Raw genomic sequence first — 11,390 nt, 5'->3', positions numbered from 1 at the left:
AAAAGTCCGTTTTCTTCGCTCAGAACCATTTTGTGGATGCTGTTATTGCCCGGCTAAAAATCTAAAACTCGTGCTTATGCACTCAAACAGTTAGATTTTCTTAACGCCGGTCACTACCACCATCTTTTTCCCAAAATGCTTCAATTCGCTCCGAAAAGACTTTTTACGAGACCATCATCTGTATACTTAAAATAAAATAATTCTTCCATTAAATATAATTTTTTTGATAGACTAATTTGGTTAGAATTTTTTTTGACATTTATTCAAAATCAAAGAGGTTCACCATAGCAAAAAATGGAGAAAAGGTTGGTCATAACTGTAGATGGTCCCGCTGGTGCAGGTAAAAGCACCGTGAGTAAAATTCTTGCCAGGAAGCTTTCCTATATTTATCTGGATACCGGTGCTCTTTACAGGGCCTTTGCCTGCAAAGTAGCAGAAGAAGGAATACCTGCTGATGACGAAAAGCGACTTTCAGGCTTGTGTGCAGAAATTAACGTCTCACTGAAAAGTGTTAATAGTGTCATTAGAATCATTGTGGATGATGAAGATGTCACCAAAAAAATCAGGGGTCAGGACATCGGAATGCTTGCTTCGAAGGTTTCCGCTGTCCCCGTTGTCAGAAAGACTCTACTTTCTATACAGAGGAAAACAGGAAAAAATGGGGGGATTGTTGCCGAGGGTAGAGATATGGGGACAGTAGTATTTCCCCATGCCGACTTTAAGTTTTTCCTGAATGCAAGGGTTGAGGAGAGGAGCAGGAGGAGATTCACAGAGCTGGCGGAAAAGGGAGAAAATCCCAATTTTGAAGAGGTTAAAAGAGATTTGATAATTAGAGACCGGCAGGATAGTGAAAGAAAGATAGCTCCCCTTAAACCTTCTAAAGATTCTATCGCTATTGATTCTACAGATATGAGCATTACAGATGTTGTTGAGGAGATGTTGAAAGTTATTAAAGAGAACCCTGTTTTCAGATAAATCTATTGTGGTCACCCGGAAAGGCTATATACATTTCAGGCTGTCACAATTCACTTGATATTTTATAATCCGTGTGTTAGTTGACCTCCGTGTTAGAGGTGTCAGAAAATAGATTAGGGGGAAATGGTTAATGGTTAACGAAAATAACTTAATATCAAATTATGAAGAGCTTTCGAAGGAGGTAGAAACTGAAAATAAGGAGGGGGAACAACCTGTAAAAAAGCAGGGAGATTTGGATTTCAAAGAACTCTTTGAACAGAACATGCAAAACGTTCAAATAGGAGAGGTGGTAACCGGACGGGTCGTACAGATAAATGATGATGTCGTTATGGTTGATGTTGGATGGAAGACAGAAGGGCGTGTTCCCATTGAAGAGTTGAAAGATGATGACGGAAATATCACTGTTGCTGTTGATGATGAAATAGATGTATTTATTGACAGGAGAGGCACGGACGGTGATTTAGTACTTTCCATGGAAAAAGCCGCCAGAATAAAAGTGTGGGATGATATTATCAAGGCTTGTGAGGGAAATGGCACAATGGAAGGTACGGTCTTAGAAAGAGTGAAGGGGGGACTGTCGGTTGATATCGGCATCCAGGCGTTTCTTCCCGGGTCCCAGGTTGATATTCGTCCCGTAAAGAACCTCGATAAATATGTTGGCAAAACTTTTAAGTTTGATGTTCTTAAATATGATAGAAAAAGGAATAATGTCGTATTATCAAAGAGGTCTGTATTAGAAAGGCAAGGGGAAGCGGAAAAAGCCAAAACTCTTGAAACAATGGAAGAGGGTAAAATTGTTGAAGGTGTTGTTAAAAATATTACCGATTATGGATTGTTTGTCGATCTGGGTGGAATAGACGGTCTGTTGCATGTCACAGACATATCATGGGGAAGAATAACGCGTCCATCAACTAATTTTTCCAAAGGTGATAAGATAACTGTAAAGGTTCTGTCCTTCGATAGAGAGAAAGAAAGGGTTACTCTTGGACTGAAACAACTTACGGAAAATCCGTGGGATACTATTACAGAGAAATATCCGATCGGTTCCATAGTAGAAGGGAAAGTTGTAAACATTATGGATTACGGTGCCTTTGTAGAGCTTGAACGAGGCGTGGAAGGCCTTATCCATATTTCCGAGATGTTCTGGACAAGGGAGATTAAACACCCCTCCAAGGTTTTGTCTCCGGGTGCAATTGCGAAAGTAATGGTACTTGATGTGAACCACGAGGATAAAAGAATATCACTCAGCTTGAAGCAAACTTCCGAGAACCCGTGGATAATTCTGAAGGAAAAATATCCTGAAGGGAGTGTTGTAAAGGGAACAGTAAGAAATGTTACAAATTTTGGGATTTTTATTGGAGTTGAAGAGAGTATAGACGGTCTCGTGCATATATCCGACATCTCCTGGAAACATCGCGTAAAACATCCGTCCGAATTTTTCAAAAAGGGGCAAGAAGTAGAAGCGGTAGTTTTGAATATTGATGTAGAAAATGAAAAGTTTTCTCTCGGGATAAAGCAAATTGAAAAAAATCCCTGGGATGAAATTGGTTCAAAGTATACACCGGGTTCCGTAGTTTCCGGAAAGGTTACTAATGTTACGGATTTCGGTATATTCGTCGAAATAGAGGAAGGAATTGAGGGACTGGTTCATATTTCAGAGCTTGGGCAAAAGAGGATAAAATCGTCCTCCGATTTGTTTGCAATCGGAGATGATGTATCGGCCGTTGTTATAAATGTAGACCAGGAAAACAGAAGGATGAGACTAAGCATTAAAGACCAAGAATCATCTTTGAATAAAAATCCTACATCACAATATTTGAATAATAGTAAAAACATCACTTCCAGCTTAGGGAAAGCCCTGTCGGAAATTAATTTCCCGGTTCTTAAAGTCTAAATTAGCTATCAGCTTTCAGCAAAAGCAAGGGGTTGGGCGGGCAAATACGAATGGCTATTTGCCTGCTTTAATTAACTGTTTGCAAGTTTAGGAGGATGGTTAGTCTGCAATGAGAAAGCATCCTGTAATATTCGGATTATTTCTGTTAGTATTAATATTGATTTTATTTTTTATTTTTGTTTACGGAGTTTCTACCTTTACCGGAGACAACAGCTCTTTTTCCCCTAAGAATAAAATTGGTATCGTAACGCTCGAAGGAATCATCAAAGATTCTTCCCCTGTTGTGGATCAACTGGTTAAATATAGTAAAGACGATAGCATCAAAGCGGTAGTTTTGAGGATAGATTCGCCTGGTGGCGGTGTGGTTTCCTCGCAGGAGATATATAAAGCAGTTCTTGCACTGAAGAAAAAGAAGAATGTGGTTGTTTCGATGGGGTCAGTGGCAACTTCGGGAGGATACTATGTTGCCTGTGCCGCTGATAAGGTCGTGGCCAACCCAGGCACAATAACAGGCAATATCGGAGTTATCGTACATTTTTCTAATGTAGAAGAACTTCTCAAGAAAATAGGACTTAAGCCCTCTATCGTTAAAAGTGGCCGATACAAAGATATCGGTTCCCCTCTGAGGGAGATGACCCGCGATGAAAGAAGACTCCTTCAGGAAGTTGTTGATGATATTTACGATCAGTTTCTTGAAGCGGTTTCTTTAAACAGAAAGATATCAAAGGAAAAGGCGGCAAGTATTGCTGACGGAAAGATTTTTACCGGACGGCAGGCGTTGAAGATAGGTCTTGTTGATTTCCTCGGTGATAAAGAATATGCAATCAATCTTGCTGCAAAGCTCTCCGGAATAAAGGGAAAACCCGAGGTGGTGCATCCCAAAGAAAAAAGGTTGAAACTCTGGAAATATATCCTGAAAGAAACGGTTTCTGCCATCGTAGGTGAGTTGAGGAAAGAGTGTAGCGGAATCAGTTATTAGAGGTTAAATCATGACAAAGAGAGACCTGATTGAAAAAGTACAGGAGAGACTGGAGGATTATCCCAAAAAGGATGTAGATTTTGCAGTCAATATTATATTCCAAGCGATGACAGGCGCATTATTAAGAAATGAGAGGATAGACATCAGGGGATTGGGAAATTTTACCGTTAAATCGAGAGATTCCCGGGAAGGAAGAAACCCGAAAACAGGGGCAATAGTTGATGTTCCTTCCAGAAAGGTTCCGTTTTTTAAGGTTGGGAAGGAACTCAGAAAATTAGTAGATTATTAGTAACTACTCAGGTATCCAGTAGTCAGTAGTCAGAATAAAAGCAGTATGTAACGCTGACAAATTACTGATTTCTTCAATTATGAAGCAACATCCTGCACGGCAGAATTTGGGGAACAGACACTACATCATTCGATGTTTAAAGCCTTTTGCTGGACGGTTTTTATTTTTTCTTCTGTCTATTGAATTCTTGCTTCTGACTCCTGAGTAGTTACGATTATTAAAGAAAAGTAATTATCAAAACATCTTCTTATTCATAATCGTAATCCGGCAAGGCAAAATCTTTCAATTGATCTCTTCTTTTTTTGTGCTGTAATTTTCTGAGGGCCTTTGCTTCTATCTGCCTTATTCTTTCTCTTGTTACCCCCATCATCGCACCAACCTCTTCAAGAGTAAAGGGGCCGTGATTGCACACAATCCAAGTGCAATTACAAAATGTTTCGTTCTTCAGCCACCACTCACAGGCTTCATCATGACAGGATTCGGTTATGAATGTGTCCTTCTTTTTGCACTTATACAGGTTTGTCAATTTACCACCTTTTTCTCTTTTATCGAATTTTAGTTAAACTAATCATTTTTACTTTTTTGTCAATAAAAAAGTCTTTTAAAAACAATACAAATTCCAGACTTATTCACAGAAGCTGTTATTAATATGTCAATAAGCCTGTTAAAAAGCAGAGTAAATATAGCTTTCTTAAGCCTTCAGGCCTGATTGCCCCATTTTGCGCCAATGACAAGAACTATAGTCATATCAGGCTGTTATGGCTAAAAGCGTCCGGCGTTTATTTTTATAACTCCCTCCATTGTTTTAATGCGGTTAGATAAATTCCCATGTGAATTGACGACTTACCGACTGGTTCCACCTTTTTCAGCATGGATCGATAAGCTTCGAGCTGTGGTCTGTACAGCTCCTCCTCGCGGGATATAAATTTTTCAAACGACTTACCTTTTGCCGGTCTTGAGGTCTTAAAATCCACTATCCACCAGTTGTTCCCATCAAAGACTGCAAGATCGATAATGCCGGAACGAATGTGCCCTTCTTTCGATGTATCCTCAATAGCCCATTCACTTCGGACTATCGGGTTAGATTTATCGATCAGTCCTGCTATGAAAGGATTGCTAAGTGTGGAATCAACTTCTTCAATTATCTCGGGAGATATGTGGACGGCCAACTCCGCAGGCAGTCCTTCAGCGCAGAGCGCCTTGACGATAGCAGCTTCGGTTGGAATTTTAGCACCGATAATTGAGGTGTGCAGAATCCTGTGAGTTATGATTCCACGCGCTCTACCATCGGCATTATCATCACCCAGATGGGTGAGGTCATCAGTTTTGAGCAATGAAGGACTTTCCACAACGTAAGGCATTCTCTCGGGGGTAAGCGGAAGGGGCTCCGGAAGGATTAAATCAGCATATTCATCTTTAGTGGACAGGGTATCTATTACCGGGTTGACGACAATTGAGATGGTAGTGCCTTTTATTTCGGCGGGATCCTTCCTGTTCAGGCCTTCATGACCCATGACCCAACTCAGCACACTTTTGTCGGGGGCAAAAACAGCCTCATCCTTTGATTTTACGACACCGCCCATGATGAGGGAGTCTCTTGCCCGGGTTGCCGCAACATAAAAGGTACGTTTCGCTTCCCCCCATTCACGTTCTTTCCGGATTTTGTTGAGGAGCCTGTACGTTGCTGTGGGTTCTTCTGTACGGCGATCACGGCCCATGGCAATCAAGTGTTTTTCGCCGGTTCCCGGCATCCTTTCCAGAAGATAGGGAGGTGGCGTTTTGGGGCCGCTGGCAAGCGGTCTCCAGTCCATGAACGGGAGGAATACACAATCGAATTCCAACCCCTTTGCCTTATGAATTGTCATCATCTCAACCGGTGATCGCGATGCGGTAGGATCCACCGGTTCATAGAGGGAATCGAGGGTAACTTCGATACGATTCAGGGTCTCCTGCGGAACTCCTTCCTCAGCATCTTCCAGGATTTCAAAAAAACGGCGGCAATTTGCAACCCCTGCCATGCCGTAAAGATAGGCCGTTATCTTAGGTCCGTCGAGGGTCTCCCAGAACCCTTTGACGACCTTTCCGAGAGGCTCTCTTCCAACCCTCATCATTGCCTGGTCAATAGCCTTTAGGAGGACATCCATTTCGGGATGCGTTTTTGCCGTGAGGTGTATCTTTTTTGCCCAGCTTTCCTCATCCTGCATGGCTGCCTCCTGGAGAATCGTCACATCGAACCAGGACCAGGGCGATCTAAGAAGAGATGCCCAGGCCATATCGTCATGCGGCCTCACCATGAACCGGGCCGTCTGCATAAGGTGCATGATTTCCGGCCTTTCAATGAGACTCAGTCCTTCCTGTACCTGAACGGGGATTCGTTCCTGCTTCAGGGCGGCAAGATATCGGTGAATCCTGTTTCGTGTAAATAAGAGTATGGCGATGGATTTTTTGCCAGACGTTTCATCGAGCGTCTTTTTTACTTTTTTAGCAAGCCACCTCGCCTCATCATCTTTTGCCCTGTCGGTATCTTTATCCGAAAAAAGATTGAGGGATATGACCGTCTCTTTTTTATCATTTCCGGCTGGGATAGATGAATTGAATGGGACTTCATCGGCATCGGAGTCCGGATTGATCATAACTGTGTCGCCAAAAAGTGCGTTCGTCCACTTTATCAATTCTTCCGTGGAACGGAAATTCGTCTTTAACAGATGTGTGTTAAGTGGGAGCTTTTCCTGTCCGGGAAGCGGAATACCGTCTTTGGCCTCGATAAACAACCTCACTTCCGCGTTTCTGAAGGCATAGATGGACTGTTTCGGATCACCAACGATAAAGATCGTCCTGCCGTCATCCGGCGTCCAGCCGCTGCAAAGTCTCTTTATCAATTCCCACTGGTTCCGGTTGGTATCCTGAAACTCGTCAACGAGCAGGTGTCTTATCCTGTGGTCAAGATACAGGTGAAGATCGGTGGGATTTTCTTCATTCAATACTCGGAGTGCCGACTGTTCCAGCCCGATGAAATCGATGATATGCCGTTTTCTGCATATCGCTTCATATTCGCCGATGACCTCCGCCGCAAGGATTATGAAGTCTGAAAGGACGCCGATATCGGCTATGGTGTCGCCCTTTGCCGGGTAGTCTCTTGTATCATGTAAGGCTTTTGTAACATTTTCCGGAAGGCTCTCGATCAGCTCTGCCCAGGCGGTCTTTTTAAAATTGCTGTAAAAGCCGCTCGACGGTCCAAACTGTCTTCTCGGACTCCCGCTTTTAGTAAGTATTCTGTCTGCTAAGACCTGCCAGCGGGGAAGCTCCTCCCAGGATGACCCCGGAAGTGAGGATGGCAGAGTGTTGGTCTCCGCACCTTTGCTGGAGAGGTGTTCTGTGAATTCTCCCCATTTTGCACCGAGATCGTACAATGAAAATTTTTCCAGGAGACCATGGAGGCATCTCTCCATGTAGATCTGCAACCGCTTAGTCAGTATCGGTGGAAGGGAAGCAATCCCATGGGAACGTACTTCCATTATCAGGTCTTGAAACTGATCCCTTGTTCTTATCACCTCTTTCAGCTCTTCTGAGATACCGTCCCAGTAGTTGTTGTGATAAAGGAGACGGTTTTCCAGGGCAGCCCTTTTTATGTCACCCCTGGGAGATGAGAAGAGTCGATTCCGTACACACTGCAGCGCTTCATCAATTAAAATGGGCTGGACTTTTTCATCCATGATTTCGCAGTCGGGTGCAATCCCGGCCTCTAAAGGGGCACGCCGGGCCATATAGAGGCAGAAACCGTGGAATGTCATGATGTTCAGGACATCAGCAGATACAAGCTGTTTATGGCGGCCAAGGGCATTGCCGGCAAGTTTAGTAAGTGTGTCGTCCAGGGAATTCTCGGGAGTTTCATTGTCCCGGGCCATATTCAACGTACGGAGAATACGATCCCGCATCTCTCCTGCAGCCTTCTCGGTAAAGGTAAGGGCTATGATCTCTCCGGGGTGATTCACCTCTCCCAGCAGTTTGAGAAATCTCATGGTCAAGAGCAGGGTCTTGCCGGAACCGGCCGGAGCCTCAACATGGTGGCTGCCAGCCGTGTCGAGGGCAGACAGACGCTCATTTTTGTCGGTAAGATTAGGTGTCATTTTCCATTTCTTTCGGTACAATCCCTCTTTCGCAAAGAGTCATGCAGGAACACTTTTCACAGGCTACCGCCCTGTTCTCTATATTTGATACGGGGTAGGGGTTAGCACTAAAGTCTCCTCTTTCGAGAATTTTTTCTATATCGGCGATTGTCGTTATCCATTCACTCAGCGCCTCTTCGATTCCCTTGATCTGGTGCATTTTTACTGTGGCCGGAGTTTTTATCTGCGCGTACCCCGCCGAAAGGGGCGTTTTCTGTTTGAGATATTCATCGACGACCGAAACGTTTCCCATGCGCAGGGCGAGCAGATAAACAGGAAGCTGCGGGGCTATAAGCCTTTCCAGAATGTCCCTTTGATTCGGATACGTTCCGGTTTTGTAGTCCCAGCAGATAAGGCCTTTATCTTTATGATAATCGATTCTATCTATTCTGCCTTGCATGGGAAAAAACCAGCCGTCACATTTGAGTCCTCTGAAATCGGCCTCCTCGGCAATGCATTCCCACCCCTCTTGGCGATGCCCCGTTTCGGCATCAAGCCAGGAGATAAGCATGCCGGGGGGTGAGTCTTCGAAGAGAAGAAGACGGCGCTCTACCTCCCACTGTGGGAGTTGCACAACATCTTTGAGTACTTGATCAACGCATTCGGTAAGAAGCGAAAGTACTTTTTTCCTGTCCCGTTCCAAATGAAGCCCTTTTTCTCGAACAGCACCGGTAAAGGAGGCCACTATCCTGTGAATCCTGAGACCCCGCTCCATTGGAGAGATAACTGACCTCTTTTCTTCTAAGGGTTTTATCTTCAAGATGCCGTCAATGAGGAACTTGAAAGGACACCTAATGGCCGTTTCTATACCGGTTGCCGAAATCCCCTCAGAAAGTGGCGTTTTCTTTAGTAATGTGTCCTCTGATCTTTTTATGCCGGCAATTTTAGGATCGCCTCCGGAAGCGGCGATTCTCAATCCCTCATAGGCTGATCTTAGCCATGGAGCCCTTATCCATGCGTAACCGGGGTCAGTCCAGATGTTCCGGTATTTTTCCGATTCGTTTTTGGGCCAGAAGGGTGAGGGTGAAAGAGGCTTTGAGTCTTTCTGCTCCGCTCTCGTGAGCGTCACATCCGGTGCACAGGAGATAAGATTTGAAAATGCCTTTAATCCTATTTCGTACGAGGAGGCCGGTGTTCCCCTATGAACAAGCCTCCGCTCAGATGTGTCGAGAAGAGGCATCGGCCTGACGGGCTGGGGTAGCGCCCTGTCGTCCAGTCCGATCACATAGAGTTTGTCAAAATCAAGCCCCCGTGATTCTATAAGCCCCAATATCTGAATACCTGCTTCTTCCGATCCTCTGATCTGGGCAATTTTCCCGATCGCACTATGTGTAAGAAATGAATAGAATTCATGTCCATCCATCGTAACATGGCCGAGGTTACATGACATGTCGTGGACGATTTCCCCGAGGTGCCTTGAATCTATAGTATCCTTCTCATCGGAGATAACGGGAAAGCCGAGGGAAGACCAGAGTTTTTCAACGGCGTTTATCCAATAGGAGGCAGTCTGCCTGCGGGAGAAATTGAGCCTGGTAAATTTGAGAAAACCTTCTGCTTCTTTGCAAAGTATTTTTCCGAGTATTTCCGGATCATCCTTCTTCAGGAAGTCCAATAGGTTATCCATGCCCGACTCAACAAAGCGTGCTCTCCAGATTATATCAGCCCTGGCAATTGCGTGGCGTTTTCCCTGCCAGCATCCGTAATAGGGGGACAGGATGAGGGAGAGGAACAGTTCACGGGACACACCTTCTGTCATTAACCTCAGGGGGATAAGGGCTGCCTTGACCAGCATAGAGTCGATAAGAGATATGCCGAGTGTTATGTTGAACCACGAGGTTCCCTTCGGCGGGCTTGCCCCCATCAATTCCTTCAGGCTTCGCTCAATCATGATTGAATAAGCGTTCAGGTCGGGCACAACCACCCCTATTCGATGGAGCGGTATTGACCTTGCATCCTCAATCAGACGATGAGCAAGATAGATGACTTCCTGCTCAGGAGAGGGGAGTGTAATCGCTTCGAGATACTCCGGTCTTCTTCCGGAGTTTCCCCCGTACTCAACATCGGCCATGTTTTCGAGGAGATTAAAGAGGTCCCCTTCTATCGGGGCAGGGGATTCAAAACCGAGGAAAGATATCCTGTCAGGACAGGTAATTATGTTTTCTGCGATGGCCTTTCCCACATAAGAGGGGAGTTCCGATGGGTGAAAAAAATCCTTGCCATCGAGGGTTTTTTTGAAAGCTCTGCTGATCGTTCTTCGCCATTCAACAAGCGGTGTAGAGGGCGGGCCGGATGCAGGATTAATCTTACAACGAATCATAGTGCCGTAGTTTTCATCGAGCAGCCGATAGAGATTGAAATCTTTATCAAGTGGAACGGGTGGTGGGATTTTCTCCGCTAATTCCTTCCAGAGATTTATCCTGTAAAGTTCCGATGCAGGTATCTTCTCAGGCCATGATTCGAACCATATCCGGGTCAGCCAGTCTTCGAGCTTTACTGCGTTTAAAGGCCGCCATCCTTGCATCCCCTTTTGTATGCACTCTGTACGGAATCGGTGGCGCAGCCTGCGGGCAAGCCTCCCGGTGGAAGTTAGATTTAGACGGCCATGAATCATACAGGCTATTTTCCTTAATCAGACAGGATTGAAATCTCTCATGTCGTGGTTAGAGTAAGCTATTACGTACTCTTATTTCTTTACCAGTTAAACTTTGGTTCTTCTCCCGATTAGTTGATGCAAAGGGTTCGAGGATTCAAGGATTCAAGGGGTCAAGTGCTTTCTTTCTAACGATTTAATAAGCGCTTTGAGCATCCTCTCAACCTCTCCTATCCCCTCCTGGAGTATTTTTAATTTACCAGTCTCAATATAACCCAGGTCCCCAGAAAGTAATATCTGGGTCTCTAACTCACAATTTGAACCATAAGCTATGTATAAAAACCGAATATATTCCGGGGTTGTTTTTCTTCCATATCCTTCTGCTATGTTACTAAAAACAGAGACTGCTGCCCTCCTTATTTGCGATGTAAGGCCGTATCTTTATTCTTTAGGGAATCCTTTTGTTATTCTGTAAATTTCTAAACAAAGCTGATAGG

At 44.6% G+C, this 11,390-nt stretch carries 7 protein-coding genes; 4 read left to right on the top strand and 3 right to left on the bottom strand.

Annotated elements, in window-relative coordinates:
* Positions 1-294 precede the first annotated feature (294 nt).
* From cmk to Q7J27_10820, 4 genes are all read left to right on the top strand, one after another.
* Positions 295-975, top strand: a complete 681-nt coding sequence (cmk, locus tag Q7J27_10835; protein ID MDO9529638.1) for a (d)CMP kinase — start codon at positions 295-297, stop codon at positions 973-975.
* Between the two features lie 130 nt (positions 976-1,105).
* Positions 1,106-2,869: a 30S ribosomal protein S1 gene (locus Q7J27_10830; protein MDO9529637.1), complete on the top strand. Its 1,764-nt coding sequence runs from the start codon at positions 1,106-1,108 to the stop codon at positions 2,867-2,869.
* A gap of 109 nt (positions 2,870-2,978) precedes the next feature.
* Positions 2,979-3,848 (top strand): signal peptide peptidase SppA, encoded by an 870-nt coding sequence (sppA, locus tag Q7J27_10825; protein MDO9529636.1) that lies wholly within the window; start codon positions 2,979-2,981, stop codon positions 3,846-3,848.
* A gap of 10 nt (positions 3,849-3,858) precedes the next feature.
* Positions 3,859-4,137, top strand: coding sequence for an HU family DNA-binding protein (locus Q7J27_10820; GenBank protein MDO9529635.1), 279 nt, complete (start codon positions 3,859-3,861; stop codon positions 4,135-4,137).
* Between the two features lie 247 nt (positions 4,138-4,384).
* On the opposite strand, the gene Q7J27_10815 is transcribed toward Q7J27_10820, so the two are convergent.
* The 3 genes from Q7J27_10815 to Q7J27_10805 form a co-directional block, all read right to left on the bottom strand.
* The gene (locus Q7J27_10815) at positions 4,385-4,663 is read right to left on the bottom strand and encodes a sigma factor-like helix-turn-helix DNA-binding protein (GenBank protein ID MDO9529634.1); all 279 of its coding nucleotides are present in this window, start codon (positions 4,661-4,663) and stop codon (positions 4,385-4,387) included.
* 259 nt (positions 4,664-4,922) lie between these two features.
* Positions 4,923-8,264: a UvrD-helicase domain-containing protein gene (locus Q7J27_10810; GenBank protein ID MDO9529633.1), complete on the bottom strand. Its 3,342-nt coding sequence runs from the start codon at positions 8,262-8,264 to the stop codon at positions 4,923-4,925.
* Positions 8,254-10,914, bottom strand: coding sequence for a PD-(D/E)XK nuclease family protein (locus Q7J27_10805; GenBank protein MDO9529632.1), 2,661 nt, complete (start codon positions 10,912-10,914; stop codon positions 8,254-8,256). The genes Q7J27_10810 and Q7J27_10805 overlap by 11 nt, the downstream gene beginning before the upstream one ends.
* Between the last annotated feature and the right edge of the window lie 476 nt (positions 10,915-11,390).

It is taken from the genome of Syntrophales bacterium (assembly GCA_030655775.1).
Taxonomy (GTDB): domain Bacteria; phylum Desulfobacterota; class Syntrophia; order Syntrophales; family JADFWA01; genus JAUSPI01.
This window is presented reverse-complemented; position numbering and strand designations above follow the sequence as displayed.